The following is a 23104-nucleotide window of genomic DNA, read 5'->3' on the forward strand; positions in this document are numbered from 1 at the left end:
ACTCTCAGCAAGCGTCTTTCTCTCTGCACCGTTGGCTGAACTTTTTCTTACATTCCCAGGGTTTTATTGCTCTTAATGATAATATAGTTTATTATATCCATCAAAAGCGTTCATGTCAAAGAAAACCCTAAAAGTGCAGCTTTTCCGCTCTTTCACAGCTTGGCTGCACAGCTCAAAAGTCAGTGGATTCACTCAGGAATCTGCATCAAACAGACTATGTGCCAAAAGTCATTAACTATTAACAAATCCGCACTCCACAATTACAAAAACCTATGGTACAATAGAGGCGATTAAATTTTCCAATCCATTCTTTCTCCTTATCCTTCCATAGCTCCCTGTATACAGAGGATAAAGAAATTCCCATGTCCCTACTTATTCCGGATCTATTTTGGGTGGTACCCTTCGGTACTTATATTTCATTGTAATGAATTCTGAACTTTTTCGTGGCAAAATTCATACAAAGGAGGCATTAAATGAACAGTTTTTTAGACAGAATAAGCGAATTCTTTTTTAAACACTCCGGCATTGTCCGCTGGTGGTTTAACTTATCCGTATCGGCAAAGCTCAGCCTGGCTTTCGGCATCAATGCCTTGATTACCCTTGTAGCCGGCGGGGCCGTATACTTTATGGTTAAGACGGGGGCCAACCTCGAGCAAAACATCCTTATCTATCTGGTTTCACTCGTTATAGCAGGACTTATCATCTTTATTTACGGACTTTACATATCCTACTTAGTTGCCACTCCACTACGCCGCGGGGTGCAATTCGCTGAAAAAATGGCTCAAGGGGACCTTACGGCAACCTTGTACAGCATGGGACAAAAAGACGAGTTAGGAACCCTCTGTAAATCCCTTAATCAAATGACTGAGAATTTCCGCTCTTTGGTGGGAGACATTACCCACAGTGCCGACATTTTTGCCGAATCCTCTCAAGTTCTTTCCGCACAGTCGGGGGGAACCAGTGAATCAGCCCAACTTGTATCATCCTCCATCCATCAAGTGGCATCCGGATCCCAGACACAAGCCAACAGCGTCCAGAATATTATGAGCTCTATCCAATCTATGGCCCATGGCATTCGTCAGATTGAGGATCATATTAATCTTGCCGATCACTCTTCAAGGCAATCCTTGCAGCTTGCCCAGGACGGAGATACTGCCATGACCATGGTCAGTCTTCAGATGGGGCATATTCATAACTCCGTGGATAACACGGGACAGATCATCACTGCCCTTGGTGAAAAATCTACCGTCATCGGCTCTATTGTGGAAACGATTAAAGCCATATCGGATCAAACCAACCTTTTGGCACTGAATGCAGCCATCGAAGCTGCACGGGCCGGGGAACACGGCCGGGGCTTCAGCGTCGTCGCCGAAGAAGTCCGGAAGCTGGCCGAGCAATCAACCCTATCCAGCGCCCAAATCGAAACCATTATCCATGATATCAAGACCAGCCTTGACGAAGCAATCACCAGTATGGACTCAGAAAAAGAAGTGGTGCAAAGCGGAGCCAATGCCATTCAAAATGCACAACAAGCTTTTACGCGGATTAAGGAAAGCACGCAAGTCCTGAGTGAACAGATTCAAGAGATTTCAGCCCTATCCAGCGGTATCACCCAAAGTGCAGATATCATCGCCCATGAGGTAACTCAAGTCGCTGCTATCTGTCAAGAGACCACTGCTCAGACAGAGGAAGTAGCCAGCAGCAGTTCTGAGCAGATGGTCGCTATGCAAGAGATCAACGCTTCTGCCCAGGAGCTTTCCAAAACAGCCCAAGAGCTCCAATATGCGGCCCGCAAATTCATTTTGAATTAACACTATATCAACATTAAGACAGCTGAGGCAAGGGATCTGTTCCCTTGCCTCAGTTTTTTTATTCCCTCACCACGCTCTGGGAACTCCGGTAAGCTCCGCCGTCCAATCATCCAATGCCACCAGATCATTGGGTCCAAGATCGTGTATCGACTTCTTACCCAGAGCCCGGATCCCTTCTTCCATCTCCAGCACAAACGATTGCAGAACATTGGCTACATTTTGAGCGGCTAACTCCACATCCAAACGCTCTTTATATTTGGAGTTATAATAAACAAGCTGTGTTAGCGGCTCCCAAGGCATAACTTTGCCGATTTGTTTATGCACCAAGGCAAATAAGGGAACCGTGCCTAAGTTGACCGCATCAGCACCCAGAGCAATCGCTTTCAGACATTTACCCGGAGTGTCATATCCTCCTGAAGCAATAAGACTGACCTCGTGTCTTACCCCTTGCTCGATAAGATAGCGTTGGGCCCGGACAAGATTGTAAAGGCTGGGCAGGCCAAAATCATCGCTGATCGTAGGCGAAGAGGCTGCTGTGCCCCCCTGAGCGCCCCCAATGCAAATCACATCAAAGCCGGCCTCGATCGCTACCGCCAAATCAGCCTCTAATCTCCCTCCCCCCATAATTTTGATACCAATGGGTTTACCGCCGGCCTCCTGGCGCAATTCCTCGACATAACGCGGCCAATCCAACGGGGAGTTAATTCCGGGGAGTTTAGCATAACCCTTTAAGGGAACAACCGGTGATATTCCCATAAGCTTCTGAGCTTTCCCCTTGATTTCCTGGGGATATAAGATATGCGCTCCCAGCCGTGAGCCCTGACCCATTTGCACCTCGAGCATATCTGCTTCAGCTATCCCTTGTGGGTTTCTGCCATAGTCATAGCGGCTTATCTGCCAGATGAATTTTCCCGCGGCGTTTCTCTCCTCAGCAAGAAAGGGACCTTCACCGGAATTGGTGGCTGTGCCTACTTGCTTAGCGGCTTTAGCCAAGGCAACTTTGGCCTTTTCACTTAAGGCAACACCGTAACCCATTCCCCCAATCAGCAAGGGAATTGACAACTGCATAGGTTTTTCCGCCCTGGGTCCCAGAGTGGCCGACACATCGATGGGAACCTCTCTTTCCACAGGCAATCTGACCAGCTGGGCGGGTATGAACATTAGATTGTCAAAGTTATGATAGGGTTTGGGGCTTCCCAGAGGACGGCCAATCAATTTTCCCTGCTCTGCTCTTAGAGCAATTTCTACGATATTTTGAACAGATGTCCTCCTTGTCGCACTCCAGAGCTCCATAAGATTCTCCGAATAATTATCTTCCAGCAAACGCCTGACAACAAGATTGAATATCCGCTGCACACCTGTCCGAAAAAAACGCTTTCCTAAGAAGAAGAAAACAAATCCCAAGAGCAACCAGCCTACAAAACTGACCACTACTCCAAAAATGAAAATGAAAAGGGTATTTTCCACAAGACCATTCCTCTACTCATGCCCATATTCCATCACTAAGAATATCTTTAAGCATAGCTTCTAATCGTCTATAGTTTATTACCCTTGCCGGATTCTATACTAAAGGACCTCTTCTTCCCACCATGCTTTACGATAATTGGCAGAGGCTTTGTTTCTTTCTCCCCGCTGCCAATCTTCCCACTCATCTTCATCCGATGAACCCGCTTGCCTGTCAAAGCTTAATCCTCGCTGACTGGAAATTTTCTTGCTCCCACTCCATTGCTGCTCCTCTTCCCAATCTTCTTCAAGCAAATCGTCCCAATCATTTTTATGATCATCTTCATCTTCATAAGTCCGTGAATAGTCATAAGCACTACGGTAAGTTTCCCCGCCGCTGTAAGCTCCTCTGCTGCTGTAATTACTCCCCCAGGTCGATGCTCTTGGCTGACGCCAAGAGGCCGGTCGGGAGGCCTTCCCTCCACTGCCTGCTCCGAAAGCACCGGAAAGGGTGCCGATCAGTCCTCCTTCTGCCAATACCTGAATAACTCCCCAAGCTCTCAGCTCCAAAAAAAGAGCCACCAAAACCACACAAAGCAAAACATACCCTAGACCAGACACTCCGCCAAGGATCCATTGCCCGCTTGCTCTTCCGGTCACATATCCTGCAGCTATACAGCTTGCTATTAACCCAATGTCCACCAAAGTTGCGGTGGATAATCCACCCATCTCCAGGGCTGTCCAAATCAACCCCGCAAGTAAAGTTACGACGGTCACAACCAGAGCGGCGCTGATTCCTTTAAGAATTGAATCACCCATGAGCCTATCGCTCCCTTCCCTTCCTTTACTTCATACTATGATGGACCTGTCCTCTTTATACCTGAATATACCATCCGGCGACTTTATTAATGCTTTTTGTCATCAACTTTTACTCCCATCTCATCCCCCTTAAGAATATAGTAATTAGCAGAAAGGGGGAATCTCCATGGACTATACCCGTTATGTTGTACAACCTGGGGATAGTATTTATAAAATCGCCAATGCCTATAAAATCGAAATGTCCGACATCATCAATCTCAACCATCTGAAACATCCTGATCGCATCTATCCCGGACAAATCCTTCTCCTTCCTACCTATGAGTTCAAGGATACACTACCCGGAGAAATACCTGAGCCCAACTTTACTTATGCCATGTGGCTGTTCGACGTCTATGCCGGCAAGGATTCTGAGCTCTCGGCAGTTACGACTTACCTGTATCAAGCTGTAGTTTTGGATCGGCCGGAGTTCGATGAGCTCCTCCGCCCCATTGCCTATGACGAACTCCGCCACCTGGAGCAGCTGGCCTGGTGCATTCGCTTTTTAGGGGTGGACCCTCGTTACGGCTCCTTCAGCAAGGGGCGTTGGTTCGACTGGCGTTCCCGCTATCTTAATTACTCCACAGAGCTCTGTGTCATTCTTGACCACAATATGAAGGACGAAGCTGCCGCTGTAAAACATTACACAGATTTAGCGCAAAAAATCCCCATACCTGAAATCCAAACCATCCTTCTTCAATTAGCCGCTGACGAAGAACGTCATTACCAGTGTTTAGCCCAAGCCAAAACACGTTTCTGCGGGTGTGGTTCATCCCAAACCCAACACATCAAAGAAAGTTCAAACGGAGAAGAGTTATAATAAAGAGCAAGTAAAACCCGCCACCCATCATCAGATGGAGTGGACAAAGCATCCCACGCCGACGCAGGATGGTATAGATGAACAATCCCGAACCAAGGGCCAGGATGGCGCTCCACAAAGCTGAAGGTTCCAGCTGCCAGGTTGTCAAGGCAATACCCAATGCCGGAATGGTGGAGCTTTGAAACACCATGGCTCCAGTGATATTCCCCAAAGCCAACGTGTCCTTTCCTCTCTTGAGCCAGATGACACTATTAAATTTCTCGGGCAGCTCAGTCGCCACAGGAGTGATAATCAAAGACAGCACGAGAGCAGAAATTCCCGTAACCTGGGCAATCGATTGAACTGCGTCCACAAAAGCACGAGCCCCTGCCACCATCCCTAAAAGGGCAAACACCAGTTGGATCAAAATAATGATCAGGGAAGGATCCGACTTGCGTTGGGCAAAGTAAAGAGGTGCTAAATGACCGTGGTCCTCAGTTCCAAGACTGTTGCGCACAGTTTTTATGACATAAATGATATAGAGTAAAGGCAAAAGGGCGGCAACAGCAAGTTTCAGCTCGCGAGTGGGCAGGAATGAGGCTAAGATAGCCAACCCATAAACCCAGAGAAAAAAGGAAAGATCCCGTTTGATAACTGTTGTATTAATAAATAAGGGTTTGTTATTGCGTCTAAAAATAAGCGCGGCCGCGCCGGAAACAAAAAAGGCCAAAGTGACTAACATAAAAGGAGCGCCTAAAATAGCTCCGATACCCACTTCAGCAGTATTTTCTTTTCCCCCCATTCCCAAAAAGGCAATGATCGGAACCATGGTCTCCGGTAAAGCCGTCCCTACAGCAGCCAGCACGCTCCCTACTGCTCCTGCCCCAAGATGGAGATGCTTCCCCAGCCACTCCACCCCATTGGTAAACACTTCGGCCGACATTAAGATAATCCCCAGACCGATTAATAGCATGACTAAATCACTCAAAAGGCTTCCGCTCCTTACATACGCTTTTGGGATATCCATGGAGGGTAATCGATCCCAATAATGTATATTCGGAGGGAAGCCTTTTCATTATCGAAAACTCTGGCCTGTTCTAAAACATTTAGCTGTCCTCATTATCCATAGACAGAATTTCTTCGACAGCTTCGTGGAGTTCAGGAACTCCCAGACCTGTCTCGGCAGAATAGGTAATAATGATATGCCAATCAGGAATATGCAATGCTTTAGCTATTTGGCTTAAATGCTTTCCCCATTGTCCTTTGGAGATTTTGTCCGCTTTGGTGGCCACCACTAGAACCGGAATACCCCGATTCCGTAAAAAGGCATGCATTTCCTGATCCTCAACGCTAGGCACATGGCGGATATCCACCACTTGAATCACTGCCCGCAGATTTTCCCGCCGGGAGAAATACTCCTCCATCATCTTGCCCCAATTGGCTTTAATCTCTTTGGAGACCTTAGCATACCCGTACCCCGGCAAATCCACAAAAGACCACTGATCATTGATGCGGTAAAAATTAAGCATTTGGGTCTTGCCCGGGGTATTCCCGGTACGGGCAAGATTCCTTCTGTTGATAAATTTATTAATCAATGATGATTTTCCCACATTAGAACGGCCCGCCAACGCAATTTCAGGTCCGGTTAACTCCGGGTACCCCTTAATATTCACAGCAGAAGTCACAAATTCTGCCTTCCGAATCGTAATCACACGACATACTCCTTCTGGGACCAGGAAAACAGCTCACAGGGTCCCGCTTTATATTCACACCCAACACTATCCAGGGAAATGAGACAAGGGTTCATTCCCTTGTCTCACCCCATTTTTTCATATCATCTTTTATGGCTTGATCTTGAGCAACTGATCTTTGTCATCTTGGAGCACAAAGATCTCTGAATCACGGTACCTGTCCCCATGATTCCATGATTCACACTAGGAGATGGGGCGGTCCTCAGGAGTGGGCTCGGGATCAATATCCCCCTGACTAAATAGAGGGAAGCGGTTCATGGAGCCTAAGTATTCTTCAGATTCCGCTACAGGAAGAAGGGCGATCTTGATAACCTCCTCCATGCGGCTGACGAAATGGAATTCCAGCTCTTTGCGCACATTTTCCGGGACTTCTTCCAAGTCCTTGCGGTTTTGCTCAGGCAAAATAACCTGTTTAATTCCGGCCCGGTGAGCGGCGAGAACTTTTTCCTTCACTCCGCCAATGGGCAGAACATTGCCTCTCAGAGTGATCTCACCGGTCATGGCCAGATCCGAAGGCACTGCCCGTTTGGCTAAAGCCGAAGCCATGGCTGTGGCCATGGTGATTCCTGCCGAGGGACCATCCTTAGGAATCGCCCCTTCGGGAACGTGAATATGAAGATCGGTCTTTTCATAGAAATCATCCGGAATGCCCAGTTCCCGGGAATGGGAGCGGACAAACGTCCGGCCCGCATAGGCTGATTCCTTCATCACATCTCCCAGCTTACCGGTTAAGGTCAGTTGACCTTTGCCAGGCAGAGGAATCACCTCGATGGTTAAGACATCCCCGCCTACTTCCGTATAAGCCAGCCCTGTGGCAGCACCAATCTCCGGTTTAATTCTTGCTTTTTCGAACTGATAACGGGGGGAACCCAGAAACTCTTCCAGCATCTCCGGCCTCAACTCCGCTGTTTTCCATTCCTTTTTCACGACTCGGGTCGCTACTTTACGGCACAGATTGGCGATCTGACGCTCCAGATTACGCACTCCCGATTCCCGTGTATAGCCCTGAACAAGCTTCAAAATAACCTTGTCACCAATCTCAAGCTGGCTGGCTTTTAAGCCATGGGCTTTCATCTGCTTAGGTACGAGATAGCGTTTGGCGATATTGACCTTCTCATCCTCCGTATAACCGCTTAAAGAGATAACCTCCATCCGGTCCAAAAGAGGCCGGGGAATGCTGTACAGAGAATTAGCCGTCATGATAAACAGGGTGTGGGATAAGTCATAAGGCAAATCCAAATAATGATCGGAAAAACTGAAATTCTGCTCAGGGTCCAGAACCTCCAGCAAGGCTGCCGCCGGGTCCCCACGGAAATCCGAAGCCATCTTATCGATTTCATCCAGCAAAAAGACCGGATTGGCGGTCCCCGCCGTTCTCATTCCCTGAATAATCCGCCCGGGAAGAGCACCGATGTAAGTCCGCCGATGTCCCCTGATCTCTGCTTCATCCCGGACACCGCCCAAAGACATACGCACAAATTTCCGATCCAAAGCACGGGCCACCGATTTGGCCAGAGAGGTTTTCCCTACTCCCGGCGGTCCCACAAAACAAATAATCGGGCTTTTCATCTTCGGTGTCAGCTTGCGAATCGCTAAGAACTCGAGAATTCGCTCCTTGATCTTTTCCAAGCCATAATGGTCGTCATTGAGGATTTTTTCCGCTCGTTTAATATCTGTTTTATCCTTGCTCATAGTCGTCCAGGGAAGAGCCAGAATCCAATCCAAATAAGTACGCACTACCGTCCCCTCTGAGGAAGCCTGGGGCATTTTTTCCAACCGATCTATTTCCTTTAAAGCCCGCTCTGCCACTTCTTCCGGAAGCTTAGCCTGAGCGACCTTTTCTCGATATTCCTCGACTTCGGCCTGCTTTTCGTCCTTATCTCCCAGTTCCTTCTGAATGGCTTTCATCTGCTCCCGGAGATAGTACTCCTTCTGAGTTTTTTCCATCTGCTTGCGCACCCGCAGACCAATGCGACGCTCCAGCTCCAGAATCTCATTTTCCCGCATGATGATTTCCGTCAAGCGCTCCAGCCGTTGGGCAACCTCCAGAGACTCCAGAATAGCCTGTTTATCTCCCAGCTTAAGATTCAAATGACTTGCCACAATATCTGCTAAACGCCCGGAATCGTTAACCCCCAGAACCGTTCCCAGGGTTTCCTGGGGAACCTTTTTACTGAGCTTAGCATACTCTTCAAACTGGTGGATGACCCCATGAGTCAGGGCATCGATTTCCGGGGTGTTCTCTTTGACTCCCTCTTCAACTTCTTCGACCCGGACTTTAAAATAAGGTTCATCCGTTATGAATTCAAGAATTTTTCCCCGGCTCTTCCCTTCCACGAGGACGCGCATAGTTCCCCCAGGCAGCTTGAGGAGCTGTTTGATCTCTGCTAAAGTACCGATGGTGTGGATATCATCGGGGTCAGGCGAATCAATCTCTGTCTCTTTCTGAGCAGACAACAGAATGAGCCGCTCATCCATCATGGCCTGCTCAATGGCAGCCATAGACCGCTCCCGGCCCACATCCAAATGAATAACCATATATGGAAAGACTAAAATCCCTCTCAAGGGGAGCAATGGTAATTCTCTCTCTTTGCTCATGCAATTCCCTCCCTAAAGAAAACCCCGAAAGCACTGCTTTCGCACATGTTGCCTTACATGAAAAAAGCACACTGTTATTAGTGTGCCATTCTCCGTTAGATCTATTCTAGCATGAGTGCCCTTGGTCAGGCAAATTAACTGAGCGGTCAGGAGCTTTAGGGTTAAGCTCCAGACGGGACAAGATCTCATCCAGTGCGGGGTGCTTCTCGGTTTTTTCGCTGCTTTGCTCACCTAAAAGAGCACTGGCCAACACTTCATTAAGGGTCTCCACAGGAATAACTTCAAATCCTTCGGCAAAGCTCTTGAAGCGCTCCTGCCAATTTTCCTTGGGAATAAATACTCTGCGGCATCCCGCCTGATGAGCTGCTTCAATCTTGGCAGCGATCCCACCTACCGGCTTTACACCGCCCCGAATGGATAACTCACCAGTCATGGCCAAATAATTATCCACCCTTTCTTTACGGATAGCCGATACCACGGCTGTGGCAATGGCGATCCCTGCGGAAGGTCCGTCGATAGGCACTCCTCCCGGGAAATTGACATGGATATCATAGTTATGGGGATGTATGCCTAATTGCCGCCGGATGACGGTGAGCACATTTTCCACGGAACTTTTGGCCATGCTTTTACGACGTGTCTTCCTAAAGCTGCTCCCTTGTTCCTCTTCTTCAACGATGCCCGTAACCAGAAGCTCTCCGGTGCCAGGTGCAACAGGATGGGCCGTAACCTCCAGCTCGATCAGCATTCCCATATTAGGACCATAAACGGCTAAACCGTTGACCAACCCCACTTCCGCCACCAAGGGGACCTTGCGTTCCGGCCTGGGTGCATATTGTCCGGAAGTCACGACCCACTCTACCGTAGCGGCGTTAATCTCCAATTTCTTTTCCGTCTGAGCCACACCCGCTGCCAATTGAACGATGTTCACCGCCTCCCGCCCATTGGTGGCATACTGCTTTGCCACATTCAAAGCGCTGGGAGTAATCGGTGTTTCCATTTTTGCCGCTGCCCCCCGGGCAATCTGAGCAATCTCTTCAGGCAGCAAAGAACGAAAGAACACCTCCATACACCGGGAACGTATGGCAGGAGGAATCTCCTCAGGACTCCGTGTGGTCGCTCCCACCATGCGGAAATCCGCCGGCAGTCCGTTTTGAAAGATATCATGAATATGGACCGGGATATTTGTATCCTCTGAGCTGTAATAAGCACTTTCCAAAATGACCTTCCGATCTTCGAGCACCTTAAGCAGTTTGTTGATTTGGATCGGATGCAGCTCCCCGATCTCATCGATAAAAAGCACACCGCCGTGAGCCTTGGTAACAGCTCCGGCTTTGGGCTGGGGAATTCCCGCCATGCCCATAGCACCGGCCCCCTGATAAATGGGGTCATGAACCGAACCAATCAAGGGATCGGCGATCCCCCGCTCATCAAAACGGGCGGTAGCTCCATCGATTTCGATAAACTTGGCATCTTCCTTAAAAGGAGACATAGGGTTTTTCCTTGCTTCCTCAAGAACCAGACGTGCTGCTGCCGTCTTGCCCACACCCGGAGGCCCATAGATCAGGACATGCTGGGGATTCGGTCCGCAGAGAGCGGCCCGAAGAGCCTTAATTCCCTCGAGCTGGCCCACAATCTCTTCAAAATGAGTGGGCCGGGTCTTTTCCGCCAAAGGAGTGGTCAGAGCAATCTTGCGCATCTTCTCCAGCTTCTCCAGCTCCTTCTTGGACTCCCGTTCAATGGAGACCTTGTTCCCTTGTTGGGATTTGAGCAATCCCCAAAAATATAAACCGATGATCACTGCAAAGACCAGCTGCACCATCATCACGATTCCAGTTAATCCAGCCATAGTTCTATTCCCTCCTGAAGCAAATACTTGATACCTTTGTTAGTATTGCCAGAGAATAGTTTTTGAAAACTTTTTACAAAATACTATTTGACATTTATTTTCAAGCAGCCTATAATAACAAGTAATTTATCCAGTTAATGCTAATGACGAGAAAGAGTACACCTTAGCCGGAATGTCCAAGAGAGTCAGCGTTGGTGAGAGCTGATACAAACCGTTTGGTGGAATGGGTCTCTGAAGCGCAAGCTGAACGAATCTGCATCTTGACTATCAGGATGGAGATATCAAGTAGGCAAGCCGGGGGTTTCCCGTTACAGAAACACGGGTATCGAGAGCATGGCTCATTCTCTCCGCATCCGGTTAGAGGTATGGGACAGCTTTTTTAATTCCAGCGGCTTGCGCTGACCCATATAAATTAAGGTGGCAACACAGAAGCACTTTCTGTCCTTTATATAGGACGGGAAGTTTTTTTATTTTAAAGTAAAGTGCCGCCCCCTCCGGATGAACAAGAGATGAAGGTAATGTTTTCTCCGTACCTGATAGAGGTACTTGTGGATACACAATACACAACACAAGTACAAATTAAGGTGGCACCACAGAAGCTTTCTGTCCTTTGGGATGGAAGGCTTTTTTTAGTGTAAAAAAACCCAGAAGTTTTAAGTGTTACAGAGTACCAGCGGAGGTGACTGCTCATGGATATTCTCGAAAGAATTCTCATCGCGAAACGAAAAAGGCTCCAAGCTCGAGAAAGACAGCTTCCCCTTGCCGAGCTTAAGCGGCAATTAGAGGGCAAAATCATTAGCCGCCCGGGGAAACCAAAACTTACCCCCCATTCCTTTCATGTCATTGCTGAGATCAAGCGTGCTTCCCCAAGCAAAGGAATGATCCCTTGGCGCCACTCCCTGGAAGAAACCCTTCAGGCTTATGAATCCGGCGGAGCCTCCTTTATCTCCATACTCACCGAGGAGGACTTTTTCCTGGGGGGGCCTGAAGACTGGCAAAGAGGCCGCATGTTAACCTCTCTTCCGCTCCTGCGCAAAGATTTTATCCTTTCCGAATATCAGGTCATCGAGAGCGCCGTTATGGGAGCGGATATGATTCTGCTCATTGCCGGGATTCTGGACACTGCCGCGCTCCCCAATCTGCTTCATTTGACTCATGAACTGGGAATGAAAGCCCTGGTCGAATGCCGTGATGAAAAAGATGTTTCCCGGGCTCTCCAAGCTAGAGCGAAGATCATCGGTATCAATAACCGGGACCTGAGTACCTTCCGGATAAGCCTTGGCCGCACCCAATTCCTCAGTTCCCTGATCCCGGCTGATTGCCTTCTGGTCAGCGAAAGCGGGATCCATACTCCCGAAGATGCGGCATGGGTCTCCAGCCATGGCGCTCAGGCGGTCCTTGTCGGCGAATCCTGCCTTCTGTCCCCTGATCCCGCTTTGCATATCCGCTCCCTGCGCGAGGCAGGCCTGAGTGCTAAGGTGGTGAAACCATGCCCCGGATAAAAATCTGCGGCATCCGCACTCGCGAAGAAGCCCGTTGGGCTGCTGAAGCCGGTGCCGATGCTCTGGGATTTATCTTTGCCCCCCACAGCAAACGCTATATCCAGCCGGAAACTGCCCGGGAGATTATCCTGAGCTTACCTCCCCTGATCAGCAAAGTCGGGGTGTTTGCTCAGGCATCCCCTGAGCATGTGGGCCGGATTGTCCATGAGTGTTCTTTGGATACGATTCAGCTGCATGGGAATGAAGATCCCCGGCTCTACCGCCATCTCTCCGTGACAAAGATTAAAGCATTCTCCTTCCCCTCTGCACCGGCCCCTGGCAATTCCTCCGCAGCCGCACCTGATTTCTCCCTGGTTGAAACCTCTCCTTCTTCGTCTCTTCCCACTTCCTTCAGGGAACTTCCCCCAGCCTCCCTTCACGGGATCCTTTTGGACTCGTCCGCTGGAGGAAGGACAGGGGGAACCGGAATCCCCCTCCCCTGGCACACCCCGGAGTTTCAGGATTTTCTGCATCAGGTCGGAGACCTTGGTTATCCTCTGATTTTAGCCGGAGGACTTAACCCCGACAATATTCTGGAAGCCATCCGTTTAACCCGGCCCTACGGAGTGGATGTCAGCTCCGGAGTGGAACGGAACGGCCGCAAGGATCGTGAAAAAATCCAACACTTCATCTCACAGGCAAGAAAGGAGTCACCCCTATGACCTATGCCATTCATGAATCCTTAACCCTCCTCTCCCAGAAACAGAATCTCCCTGAAGAACTGACCTTCACTGTCGTTCAGGACCTTTTGTCCGGGGAACTGACCCCGGCTCAGATCGGGGGACTGCTCCTGGGGTTAAGTCTTAAAGGCGAAACCCCTGAGGAGATCGCCGCCTTTGCCCAGGCTCTAAGAGGTGCCGGCCTTAAAATCAAAGCCCCTGCGGGAACGCTGGATACCTGCGGCACCGGCGGAGACCGTAGCGGTACCTTTAATATCTCCACAACGGCGGCCTTTGTCATCGCCGGAGCCGGAGTCCCGGTAGCCAAACACGGCAACCGCTTTGCCTCCGGTCGCTGCGGCAGTGCCGATGTTTTGGAGCAGCTGGGCATTTCACTTAAAGCCACCCCTGAGTCCAGCGAACGGCACCTACAGCACATCGGCATGACCTTCCTCTTTGCCCAGGTTTATCATCCCGCTATGGCTAAAGTCGCCAGGGAGCGCCGCGAACTGGGTATTCGAACAATTTTTAATCTTCTGGGCCCTCTCCTCAATCCCGCCGGTGCCCCCTACCAGCTGCTGGGAGTCTCCTCCCCTTCCCTGCTGCCCAAAATGGCCAAAGCCCTCCAAATTCTCGGCAGCAAACGGGCCGTCGTGGCTGTGGGTGAGGACGGTCTGGATGAAGTGACTCTGACAGGTGCGACCCAGGCCATCCTCATTGATGGCGGCGCAATACAACCCTTTATCATCCGGCCGGAAGAATACGGCCTTAACCTCTGCTCCCTTCAAGATCTCCAAGGAGGAACCCCTGCGGAAAACGGGCAAATTACCCTCCGCATCCTTCAGGGGAAAAAAGGACCCCAGCGGGATATTGTTTTGCTCAACGCCGGAACCGCCCTCTACGCGGCCAACAAAGCTGCCGGCATCCGGGAAGGCATTGCTCTGGCGGCGGAAAGTCTGGATTCCGGAAAAGCCTTAAGTATATTGGAAAAGCTTAAAGCTTCCGCCTAGCACTCTTGTAACACTGAAAAGGAGGATTCCACCATGATTGCCAAAGACCAGGATTTTACACCTCTGGCCAGCCGCTTCGGCACTTACGGAGGTGCTTATGTACCCGAGACCCTCATTCCCGTTTTAGATGAACTGGCAGAAGCTTATAACCAAGTCCGCAATGATCCCGGCTTTCAGAACGATCTGAAAGAACTCTTAGCCGACTATGTAGGCCGGCCTTCCCTCCTCTATTATGCCCGAAGGCTCAGCGAATCCCTGGGCGGAGCTCAGATCTATCTCAAACGGGAAGATCTCAATCATACCGGCGCTCATAAAATCAACAATACCCTGGGCCAAATTCTCCTGGCCAAGCGAATGGGCAAAACCCGGGTCATTGCGGAGACAGGAGCCGGTCAGCACGGAGTTGCCACCGCTACCGCCTGTGCCCTCATGGGCTTGAATTGTGTGGTCTATATGGGAGAGAAGGATATAGAACGGCAGCATTTAAATGTCTTGCGCATGCAGATGCTGGGCAGTGAAGTCCGCTCCGTCGCCACAGGCTCTAAAACCTTGAAAGACGCCATCAATGAAGCCTTAAGAGACTGGGTTGCCCACCCCCGGGACACCTTCTACTGCTTTGGGACCGCCGCCGGCCCTCATCCCTATCCAACTATCGTCAGGGATTTGCAAAGGATTATTGGTGAAGAAACCCGCTCTCAATTCCTAAGCCTCCGGGGACGTCTTCCCGATCTGCTCGTCGCCTGCGTGGGCGGCGGGAGCAATGCCATCGGTTTTTTCCATCCCTTTCTGGCTGATGAACATGTCCAACTGATTGGGGTTGAAGCCGGTGGAAAAGGCCTGGGCAGTGGAGATCACGCCGCGACCTTATCCTTAGGCCGTCCCGGCATCCTCCATGGCGCTTACAGCTATCTTTTGCAGGATGAAGAGGGCCAGATTCCCGACACCCACTCCATTTCAGCCGGTCTTGATTACCCCGGCGTGGGGCCGGAGCATAGCCACCTGAAAGACATTGAACGCGCCCGCTATGTCAGCGTAACCGATAACGAAACCCTGGAGGCCAGTAAACTGCTTGCCCGTACGGAAGGGATCCTGCCCGCTCTGGAAAGCGCTCACGCCCTCGCCTATGCCCTGAAAATCTCCCCCACCTTTTCCCCGGCCCAGCACATCATCGTCAATCTGTCCGGTCGGGGGGACAAAGACATGGAAACCTTTGCTCACTTTATTTACGACTAACCACCAGCATAGCTGCCAACAGCAGGTTACCAACAGCATGGTTAAACAGCAAATGAACTAAACAAGAAAAAATAATTAAGGAGGGAATGCCGTGTCTGATCGTTTAGAAACAGCTCTGGCCAAAGCTCGCCTCAAAACACCTGAGAACCCTTTGGGCATGGGATTGATCACTTATCTTATGGCCGGGGACCCTGATAGTGACACCACCCTGCGCCGTTTAACCGGCCTTGTTAAGGCCGGGGTCGATATTCTCGAACTGGGCGTTCCTTTCAGCGACCCTATCGCCGATGGCCCTGTCATCCAAGCCGCCGGCTTACGAGCCCTGCAGCAGGGGATGAATCTCCAAAAGGTCTTAAACCTCGCCGCCCGGTTCCGTAAGGAAAATCAGACCACTCCCCTGCTTTTAATGAGCTATCTCAATCCCCTCATTCATTACGGCTATGATCGGTTTCTCAGCGAAGCCTGCACAGCCGGAGTCGATGGTTTGATACTGCCTGATCTGCCATGGCGGGAAAGCACACCTTTCCGGCAAAGAGCTTATGAGCTTCTCCAGGACCACCTGGCCTTTATCCCCATGATTGCCCAGACCAGCCGGCCCGCTCACATTCATGGCCTTGCCCAGGAGCAGAAGGGCTTTATCTACGTCCTCTCCCGCAACGGGATCACCGGAGGAGATGCGGAAATTCCGCCACAAACCCTGCAATTCATTGACTCCCTCCAGACCGCTCTTTCCGCCCCCTGCTATGTGGGATTTGGCATCCAATCCCCAACCCAGGTGCATACATTAAGCCAAGCCTGCCAAGGGGTCATTGTGGGCAGTGCTCTGGTTCAAAAGTTTGCCCAGCTCGATGCCTGTGCGCTCCCTGCTCACGAGCTAGTGCACCGCGAACAGGACATCTATGCCTGGATTGGTTCCTTAAGAAAAACATCGGTCAGGGAGGAACTTGCATGCGAGTGATCCAAAAAGAGTGGCGGCTCGACCCTTTTCCCTCCCCCCATTCCGATTGGGTCATGAACCTGCTCCGGTTTTCCGAAACCCTGGGAGAAAAATGCTATACCCTTCTGGAAGGAAATGAGGAAGAGCATCAACGGACCTATTATGGATTCGGCGAGGGTTGGATTTTATCCCCTGAGACCCGGGAACCCGGCCTTCCTCCCGATCCTTTGGCTCACCTCAGGGACTTTTGCCGCCAAAACTTCCCCGCCAGGAGCTGTGAAAGCGGCATCATCGGCTACCTGGATTATGAGTGGGGACTTCTCTGGCAAAAGCCCAAAGCTACGACGGCGAAACCCAGTTACTTTTTTCGCCTTTGTCCCATCAACCTGGTCTTCCTCCCCAGTTCACAAAAAGTCATCCTGGAGATATTCTCTGAAGATGACTCGGAGCTGAGCAGGCTCTATGATCATTGGTCAACGCACCTTGAGGACTGGATTTCCCAAAATCACTGTCAAGATCACAATCACTGCCAGGATCATAATCACCTTCAGGAAGCTACTCCGTCAGGGATTGCAGCACCGGAAATCCCCACAAAACATCCATCTGATCCCGTGACCAGGCCAAACCAATGGCAGGCCAATTTCCAGCCTGGGGAATTCATATCCCGTGTGGAAAAAATCAAAGAGTATATCCACTCCGGTGACATTTTTCAAGCCGTACTCTCCCAGCGTTTTACCCTGGAAAAGACTATCGATCCCTGGTCCGCCTATCAAAAGCTGCGGATTGTCAACCCTTCCCCCTGGCTCTTTTGCCTGTTTGGCGAAAAGGAAACTTTAGTAGGCAGTTCCCCGGAACTTCTCCTCTCCTCCATCGGCTCACAAATTCAAACCCGCCCCATTGCCGGAACACGTCCCCGGGGCAAAGATCCTCTGGAAGATCGACAGCTCGAACAAGAACTTCTGGACGATGCTAAAGAAATGGCCGAGCACGCCATGCTTGTTGACTTAGGCCGCAATGATCTGGGACGGGTTTCAGACTACGGGAGTGTCAGTGTCGGTAAATTCTGCAGTGTCGAACGCTTCTCCCATGTCATGCATATCGTTTCCTCTGTCGAAGGCCGGCTGGCCAAAGCATACGATTCTTTGGATGCCCTAAAGGCTGTTCTGCCTGCAGGTACTTTAAGCGGTGCCCCTAAAGTCCGGGCTATGGAAATCCTCCAGGACCTGGAGCCTACCCGCCGGGGTCCTTACGGCGGAGCCCTCGGTATCTATCGCTGGAATGGGGATCTTGATTTCTGCATCACCATACGAACCTTGATGATCAGGGATGATGAGGTCAGCGTGCAAAGCGGGGCAGGCATTGTTTTTGACTCTATTCCCCAACGGGAATATGAAGAGACTCTGCACAAAGCGAAGGCTTTGTTCAAGGTTGTGGAAGATCTATAACAAAGAAGGTCTATAATATTCTGACAGTACTGCGAAAGGAGGTTCCCTATGCTGGCCATCATCGATAATTATGATTCCTTTACCTATAACTTGGTTCAAGCCTTCGGTGAATTGGGAGAAAAGGTTACCGTTTGCAAAAATGATGAAGTATCAGGGGCGGAATTTCTTTCCGAAAACCCTGATGGGGTGGTCATCTCACCCGGTCCCTGCACTCCCAACGAAGCCGGGATCTCCCTTGAAGTGATCCGCCTCCTTAATGAACGAGCCCAGGAAGGCCGTCCCACCCCTTTACTGGGAGTTTGCCTGGGTCATCAGGCTCTTGCCCAGGCCTTTAACTCGGAAATAATCCTCGCCCCCGAAATTGTCCATGGCAAACAATCCCTTATTTATCATGACGAAACAGAGCTTTTTGCGGAGTGCACCCAAGGGTTTTTAGCCGGCAGGTATCACTCCCTCATGGTCGATCCCCTTGGGCTGAGCCCTCTCTTTATTGTCACCGCCCGCACGGAAAACAACCTGATCATGGGGATTCGCCATCGCTATTTCCCCTTTTATGGAGTACAGTTCCACCCGGAGAGCATTCTCACCCCGGAAGGACCCCAGATCCTGCGCTCTTTTCTTACTCAGGTTCACCATCAGTAGGGCGGAGAGTCTATCATCGCAACTGCCCATCAGCCAGCTTTGTCCCAAAAACGAAAGCGCTTTCGTTTTTGGGACTAGCACTCTGCAACACCTAGCTCCAAAATCATGACTGAAGTATAGCGTTAAAGAAAAAGGGGTGCCGCAAAACGTTGACTCACCAACGTTTTGCGGCACCCTCTGTCTTATGCTGATTCTTCTTTTTTGTTCTTCTTGCTTTTATCGATGGTCACCAAAAGGGGTTCTTCCTTCTTCAGAATAACGTCCTTGGTCACCACGCATTTGGTCACATCGTTGCGGGAAGGCAAATCATACATCACATTCTGCATGATCTCTTCCACGATAGCTCTTAAGCCACGGGCTCCTGTATTACGCCGGATAGCTTCCTCGGCGATGGCCTTCAGGGCTTCCTCTTTAAATTCGAGAGCTACTCCGTCCAGCTCCAGAAGCTTTTCATACTGTTTGACCAGAGCATTCTTGGGTTCTGTCAGAATCCGCACCAACGCTTCTTCATCCAGAGCATCCAGTTTGACCATGACCGGTAAACGTCCTACGAACTCCGGAATGAGACCAAACTTGAGGAGGTCGGCAGGGAGAAGTTCTCTAAGGGTTTCCCCGATGTTTTGCTCACTCTTCTTCTTTATCTCAGCCCCAAAGCCCATTACCTTTTTCCCGATGCGGTTCTGGATGATCTTATCGATCCCGTCAAAAGCCCCGCCCACGATAAACAAGATATTCGTGGTATCCAGTTGGATGAACTCCTGATGAGGATGTTTGCGACCACCTTGAGGGGGAACACTGGCTACGGTTCCCTCGAGGATTTTGAGAAGGGCTTGTTGGACGCCTTCTCCGGAGACATCACGAGTAATGGACGGATTCTCCGATTTGCGGGCTATCTTATCAATCTCATCAATGTAGACAATACCTTTTTCAGCTTTTTCCACGTCATAATCTGCGGCTTGAATGAGCTTGAGGAGGATATTTTCAACGTCTTCACCCACATAACCGGCCTCCGTTAAGGAGGTTGCATCCGCAATAGCAAAAGGCACATTCAAAACTTTGGCTAAGGTTGAGGCCAGTAAAGTCTTACCGGATCCAGTGGGTCCCAGCATAACGATGTTGGATTTTTGCAGCTCCACATCATCAATTTTCATACCCAGATTGATTCGTTTGTAGTGGTTGTACACGGCTACAGCCAGCGCTTTTTTGGCTTCGTCCTGTCCGATCACGTACTGGTCGAGAATTGCCCGAATTTCTTTGGGCTTTGGAATATCTCCTATCTCCATCCCCAAGTCCTCATTGAGCTCTTCCTCAATGATTTCATTGCAGAGTTCAATACACTCATCACAGATATAAACTCCAGGGCCGGCAACCAACTTTTTGACTTGATCCTGAGTCTTTCCACAGAACGAACACTTAAGCTGGTTCTTTTCGTCGTTGTACTTTGCCATCCTCTCACCTCTCTAGCACAGAATACCTCTGCACATAGGCTATGCCTGCTCGACGAGGAAGTTTACCGTTTTTTCGGAAACTAAGCTCTGACGATACATGCCCATATCACCACGTGCCATGAGGGCCTGTTTCAAATTTTCCGGACTGGTTTGATAACGTTCTGCAAGTTTTGCCAACTCATTGTTTAATTCTTCCTCGGATACTGTAATTCCTTCTACCTTAGCGATAGCTTCTAAAACAAGTTCGGTTTTAAGGTTTTCCGAAGCACGGGGGCGAAGTTCTTCTCTCATGGTATCCATACTGGTTCCCGTATAGTGGCAATAGGTTTCTAAATCCAGCCCTTGATACGAAAGATTTTGCGCCATGTCATCGAGCATCATGTCAATCCGGCTGTTCACCATGGCCTCCGGAATCTCGACACTGGCATTTTCTACAGCTTTGGCAACGATTGCATTTTTGTGTTCCATTTCTGCACGTTGTTCTGCCGCTGTCATAAGTTTGTCTCTCAAATCAGCTTTCAATTCATCAAGTGTCTCAAATTCGCTGATATCTTTGGCGAATTCATCATCCAAAGGTGCATACTCTTTTCTCTTCAGCTTGTTGACCTTAACTTTGAACAAAGCATCCTTACCTTGTAGGTCTGCAACATGATATTCATCAGGGAAGCGAACGTTGACATCAACTTCCTGTCCAATTTGTGCGCCGATCAATTGTTCTTCAAATCCTGGGATAAAGGAGCCGGATCCGATAACCAAATCGTACCCTTCAGCTGTTCCGCCTTCGAAAGCCACCCCATCCACAGAACCGGCGAAGTCGATATTCACGGTATCCTGAGCTTGAACTGTGCCTTCTTCGAGATTAAGAACTTTGGCGTGTTGTTCCTGCTTGCGCTGGAGCTCTTGTTCAAGCTCCTCATCGGTAACGACAGCCGCAGTCTTTTCAACTTCCAGACCCTTGTAGCTTCCCAACTCGACTTCAGGCTTCACAGTGACCTTCGCCTTGAAAACAAGCTCTTTGCCATCTTCCATTTGGATGAGATCCACGTCCGGGCGATCTACCGGTTCAATCCCAGCTTCATTAACCGCTTTCATGTACTCAACACCGAGGATGTCATCCACTGCATCATTATAAAGTGCAGCCGTTCCCACGTAACGCTCAACCATGGTCCGTGGAGCTTTTCCTTTACGGAAACCCGGGATATTCACTTTGTTAGCTAAAGCTTTGGCAGCTTTGGTTACTGCGGCACTGAATACCTTCGCATCGACGGTAACTTCAAGTTCAACAGTATTCTTCTCTATTTTCTCCATTTTGACTGACATATGTGCTCCCCCTTAATACTTCCTTTGGAATAAACTCTATAGTCTAAGGAAAATCTAACTGCGTTCCTGAAAACATAAGATGAAGCTAGTGTGTCCGAAATTCCCTTAAGGCAAACTTGACATTTTTCGTCATTTACTGCCAGACCCTGCCCGTTTAGAACATGAACTAAAAGGGGAACTCTGCGTTCCCCCTCAAAGCAGGTTTCCATAAAGGAAACTTCCTTCCGATGAAGTTTACTCCACCTAAAGATTGAGTTATCCGTTTCATGGGAAAAGTTTTCCAAAGGTTTAAATTAGCAAATTTACCTGACCATTCTACCAGACAGTGCAAGATAAATCAAGAACTTATCAGGCAGATCTTATTAGACAATGTTCCTTGAGATTAAGAAACCAATTATTGAACAAGTGCCAGGATTTCCTCCACAGCTCTTTCCGCAGCATGACCCGGCAAAGCCTTGGCTGCCGCCCGGCGCATGCTCTCAATCTCCTCAGGGTGGCTGAGAAGGTATTGAATCGTTGCTTCCAGCTCCTCCTCGGTCTTCGCCAGCTTGGCCGCTCCAATCCGCTCTAAGAAGCAGGCATTTTCCTCTTCCTGACCAGGGATGGGTTTATAGATAATCATGGGCAATTTCTTAGTCAAAGATTCCGATACTGTCAGCCCCCCCGCTTTGGTGATCACCAAATCGGAAACGCTCATCAGTTCCTCTACATTATTAATATACCCATAGCAAACCATCGGATTGCGCCCCTCCAAACCTTCCAGGCTGCGGTAAAGCTTCTCGTCACGTCCGCAGACCACAAGGACCTGAAGGGGAGATGACGAATCCAGCAGAAACCTACAGATGTGCTTAGAGCCTCCCAGCACCCCATAGGCCCCTACCATCACCAGAATGGTCGGACGTATGAGCTTAAGGTTAAGTTTCTCGGCGATCTCCGCACGGTCAAGCTCCTCTTCAAATTTTGGATCGACAGGGATTCCTGTAATGCGGATCCGTTCCCGAGCAATTCCCCCGGCAATCAGGTCCTTATAAACATCCTGGCACCCTGCAATATAAAGGTCCACTCCCCGCTGGATATACTGACTATGGACCCCATAATCCGTGACCACAGAGACCACCGGAGCATGAATCACACCCTTAAAGCGCAGTTCACCCAAGACGCCGGCGATCACCGGATAGGTACAAATGATCACATCAGGGTTCAGCCCCTTGATATAGTCCAGAAATTCTTTGCGTCCCAATATATTGATAAAACGCTGGATAAGAGACTGAGGCCGTATCTTAGAGGTTCGATAATAAAACATACCATAGAGTCTCGGTGTATGCTTAATAAGCTCAATGTAGGTATTCTTGACAATTGTATTTAATGTTTTGCTGATGAATGCCCCAAAATCCAGGTGCGTAATCTCTGCTTCCGGTGATTTTTTACGGACGGCTTCAATCAACGCTTCAGCAGCGCGAAGATGACCTGCTCCAAAGGTCGCCGAAAACACTAAGACCCTTAACTCCCCCACGCAAAATCCTCCTTTGGGTTAACTTACACTCCCATTTTAACTCAAAAACAACAAATCTCAAACTTAAGTTTTTCTTAATTGCACATTCTTATAACTGATTATGCTTTTAAAAAGCTTGTCATTTAAGGAAAACTGAGCTATAATCAGACAGTAAATCAATGCGAGAGTGGCGGAACTGGCAGACGCACTGGATTTAGGTTCCAGCGGGAAACCGTGGGGGTTCAAGTCCCTTCTCTCGCACCATCAATGTACT

The 23104-nt window shown here is 49.6% G+C and carries 18 protein-coding genes, 1 tRNA gene and 1 other annotated feature (1 of these 20 only partly in view); of the genes, 10 read left to right on the forward strand and 9 right to left on the reverse strand.

Going from position 1 to position 23104, the window contains the following annotated elements:
* Positions 1–66 (reverse strand) — a binding site (T-box leader) (it extends 154 nt beyond the left edge of the window).
* A 407-nt stretch (positions 67–473) separates the two neighbouring features.
* The gene (locus DHAF_RS21785) at positions 474–1811 is read left to right on the forward strand and encodes a methyl-accepting chemotaxis protein (protein ID WP_011460908.1); all 1338 of its coding nucleotides are present in this window, start codon (positions 474–476) and stop codon (positions 1809–1811) included.
* A gap of 66 nt (positions 1812–1877) precedes the next feature.
* Here the strand turns inward: DHAF_RS21785 and DHAF_RS21790 are convergent, their stop codons facing one another.
* A complete protein-coding gene (locus DHAF_RS21790; RefSeq protein WP_005816872.1) occupies positions 1878–3278 on the reverse strand; it encodes an FMN-binding glutamate synthase family protein in 1401 nt (466 codons plus the stop codon).
* A 99-nt stretch (positions 3279–3377) separates the two neighbouring features.
* Positions 3378–4073, reverse strand: coding sequence for a TIGR04086 family membrane protein (locus DHAF_RS21795; RefSeq protein WP_005816874.1), 696 nt, complete (start codon positions 4071–4073; stop codon positions 3378–3380).
* A 166-nt stretch (positions 4074–4239) separates the two neighbouring features.
* Between DHAF_RS21795 and DHAF_RS21800 the strand changes: the two genes are divergently transcribed.
* On the forward strand, positions 4240–4929 hold the full coding sequence (locus tag DHAF_RS21800; RefSeq protein WP_005816876.1) for a LysM peptidoglycan-binding domain-containing protein: 690 nt from the start codon (positions 4240–4242) through the stop codon (positions 4927–4929).
* Here the strand turns inward: DHAF_RS21800 and DHAF_RS21805 are convergent.
* From DHAF_RS21805 to lonB, 4 genes are all read right to left on the reverse strand, one after another.
* Positions 4898–5896, reverse strand: coding sequence for a sodium:calcium antiporter (locus tag DHAF_RS21805; RefSeq protein ID WP_015945181.1), 999 nt, complete (start codon positions 5894–5896; stop codon positions 4898–4900). The genes DHAF_RS21800 and DHAF_RS21805 overlap by 32 nt on opposite strands.
* Positions 5897–6014: 118 nt before the next feature.
* Positions 6015–6620, reverse strand: coding sequence for a ribosome biogenesis GTP-binding protein YihA/YsxC (gene yihA / locus DHAF_RS21810; protein WP_005816879.1), 606 nt, complete (start codon positions 6618–6620; stop codon positions 6015–6017).
* Positions 6621–6842: 222 nt separating this feature from the next.
* Positions 6843–9257, reverse strand: a complete 2415-nt coding sequence (gene lon / locus DHAF_RS21815) for an endopeptidase La (protein WP_005816881.1) — start codon at positions 9255–9257, stop codon at positions 6843–6845.
* Positions 9258–9363: 106 nt separating this feature from the next.
* Positions 9364–11103, reverse strand: coding sequence for an ATP-dependent protease LonB (gene lonB / locus DHAF_RS21820; RefSeq protein ID WP_005816883.1), 1740 nt, complete (start codon positions 11101–11103; stop codon positions 9364–9366).
* Positions 11104–11792: 689 nt separating this feature from the next.
* Between lonB and trpC the strand changes: the two genes are divergently transcribed.
* The 7 genes from trpC (at position 11793) to DHAF_RS21855 (ending at position 18570) form a co-directional block, all read left to right on the forward strand.
* Positions 11793–12605: an indole-3-glycerol phosphate synthase TrpC gene (trpC, locus tag DHAF_RS21825; protein WP_015945182.1), complete on the forward strand. Its 813-nt coding sequence runs from the start codon at positions 11793–11795 to the stop codon at positions 12603–12605.
* Complete coding sequence (locus DHAF_RS21830) at positions 12593–13306, forward strand: phosphoribosylanthranilate isomerase (protein ID WP_015945183.1); 714 nt, start codon at positions 12593–12595, stop codon at positions 13304–13306. The genes trpC and DHAF_RS21830 overlap by 13 nt, the downstream gene beginning before the upstream one ends.
* Positions 13303–14313 carry an anthranilate phosphoribosyltransferase gene (gene trpD / locus DHAF_RS21835; protein WP_005816888.1) on the forward strand — a complete coding sequence of 337 codons (1011 nt, stop codon included), beginning with the start codon at positions 13303–13305 and terminating at the stop codon, positions 14311–14313. Before DHAF_RS21830 ends, trpD begins: the two co-directional genes overlap by 4 nt.
* Positions 14314–14346: 33 nt before the next feature.
* Positions 14347–15546 carry a tryptophan synthase subunit beta gene (trpB, locus tag DHAF_RS21840; RefSeq protein ID WP_015945184.1) on the forward strand — a complete coding sequence of 400 codons (1200 nt, stop codon included), beginning with the start codon at positions 14347–14349 and terminating at the stop codon, positions 15544–15546.
* A gap of 91 nt (positions 15547–15637) precedes the next feature.
* Complete coding sequence (gene trpA, locus DHAF_RS21845) at positions 15638–16504, forward strand: tryptophan synthase subunit alpha (protein WP_015945185.1); 867 nt, start codon at positions 15638–15640, stop codon at positions 16502–16504.
* Positions 16495–17928 carry an anthranilate synthase component I family protein gene (locus DHAF_RS21850; RefSeq protein WP_015945186.1) on the forward strand — a complete coding sequence of 478 codons (1434 nt, stop codon included), beginning with the start codon at positions 16495–16497 and terminating at the stop codon, positions 17926–17928. Before trpA ends, DHAF_RS21850 begins: the two co-directional genes overlap by 10 nt.
* A 48-nt stretch (positions 17929–17976) precedes the next feature.
* On the forward strand, positions 17977–18570 hold the full coding sequence (locus DHAF_RS21855) for an anthranilate synthase component II (RefSeq protein ID WP_015945187.1): 594 nt from the start codon (positions 17977–17979) through the stop codon (positions 18568–18570).
* Between the two features lie 182 nt (positions 18571–18752).
* On the opposite strand, the gene clpX is transcribed toward DHAF_RS21855, so the two are convergent.
* The 3 genes from clpX to DHAF_RS21870 form a co-directional block, all read right to left on the reverse strand.
* Complete coding sequence (gene clpX / locus DHAF_RS21860; protein WP_005816893.1) at positions 18753–20018, reverse strand: ATP-dependent Clp protease ATP-binding subunit ClpX; 1266 nt, start codon at positions 20016–20018, stop codon at positions 18753–18755.
* 39 nt (positions 20019–20057) lie between these two features.
* Positions 20058–21338 carry a trigger factor gene (tig, locus tag DHAF_RS21865; protein ID WP_005816896.1) on the reverse strand — a complete coding sequence of 427 codons (1281 nt, stop codon included), beginning with the start codon at positions 21336–21338 and terminating at the stop codon, positions 20058–20060.
* A 394-nt stretch (positions 21339–21732) separates the two neighbouring features.
* Positions 21733–22851, reverse strand: a complete 1119-nt coding sequence (locus tag DHAF_RS21870) for an MGDG synthase family glycosyltransferase (RefSeq protein ID WP_005816897.1) — start codon at positions 22849–22851, stop codon at positions 21733–21735.
* Positions 22852–23011: 160 nt separating this feature from the next.
* Here DHAF_RS21870 and DHAF_RS21875 point away from each other — a divergent pair.
* Positions 23012–23094, forward strand: a tRNA-Leu gene (locus tag DHAF_RS21875).
* Positions 23095–23104 lie beyond the last annotated feature (10 nt).

The organism is Desulfitobacterium hafniense DCB-2 (assembly GCF_000021925.1).
GTDB lineage: Bacteria > Bacillota > Desulfitobacteriia > Desulfitobacteriales > Desulfitobacteriaceae > Desulfitobacterium > Desulfitobacterium hafniense.

Excerpts from the sequence above, each read along its gene's own strand:
- DHAF_RS21800 (WP_005816876.1), top strand. The coding sequence starts at position 4,240 with ATGGACTATACCCGTTATGTTGTACAACCTGGGGATAGTATTTATAAA.
- DHAF_RS21850 (WP_015945186.1), top strand. The coding sequence starts at position 16,495 with ATGCGAGTGATCCAAAAAGAGTGGCGGCTCGACCCTTTTCCCTCCCCC.
- DHAF_RS21785 (WP_011460908.1), top strand. The coding sequence starts at position 474 with ATGAACAGTTTTTTAGACAGAATAAGCGAATTCTTTTTTAAACACTCC.
- DHAF_RS21795 (WP_005816874.1), bottom strand. The coding sequence starts at position 4,073 with ATGGGTGATTCAATTCTTAAAGGAATCAGCGCCGCTCTGGTTGTGACC.
- trpB (WP_015945184.1), top strand. The coding sequence starts at position 14,347 with ATGATTGCCAAAGACCAGGATTTTACACCTCTGGCCAGCCGCTTCGGC.
- lonB (WP_005816883.1), bottom strand. The coding sequence starts at position 11,103 with ATGGCTGGATTAACTGGAATCGTGATGATGGTGCAGCTGGTCTTTGCA.
- DHAF_RS21830 (WP_015945183.1), top strand. The coding sequence starts at position 12,593 with ATGCCCCGGATAAAAATCTGCGGCATCCGCACTCGCGAAGAAGCCCGT.
- lon (WP_005816881.1), bottom strand. The coding sequence starts at position 9,257 with ATGAGCAAAGAGAGAGAATTACCATTGCTCCCCTTGAGAGGGATTTTA.
- DHAF_RS21855 (WP_015945187.1), top strand. The coding sequence starts at position 17,977 with ATGCTGGCCATCATCGATAATTATGATTCCTTTACCTATAACTTGGTT.
- clpX (WP_005816893.1), bottom strand. The coding sequence starts at position 20,018 with ATGGCAAAGTACAACGACGAAAAGAACCAGCTTAAGTGTTCGTTCTGT.
- trpC (WP_015945182.1), top strand. The coding sequence starts at position 11,793 with ATGGATATTCTCGAAAGAATTCTCATCGCGAAACGAAAAAGGCTCCAA.
- trpD (WP_005816888.1), top strand. The coding sequence starts at position 13,303 with ATGACCTATGCCATTCATGAATCCTTAACCCTCCTCTCCCAGAAACAG.
- tig (WP_005816896.1), bottom strand. The coding sequence starts at position 21,338 with ATGTCAGTCAAAATGGAGAAAATAGAGAAGAATACTGTTGAACTTGAA.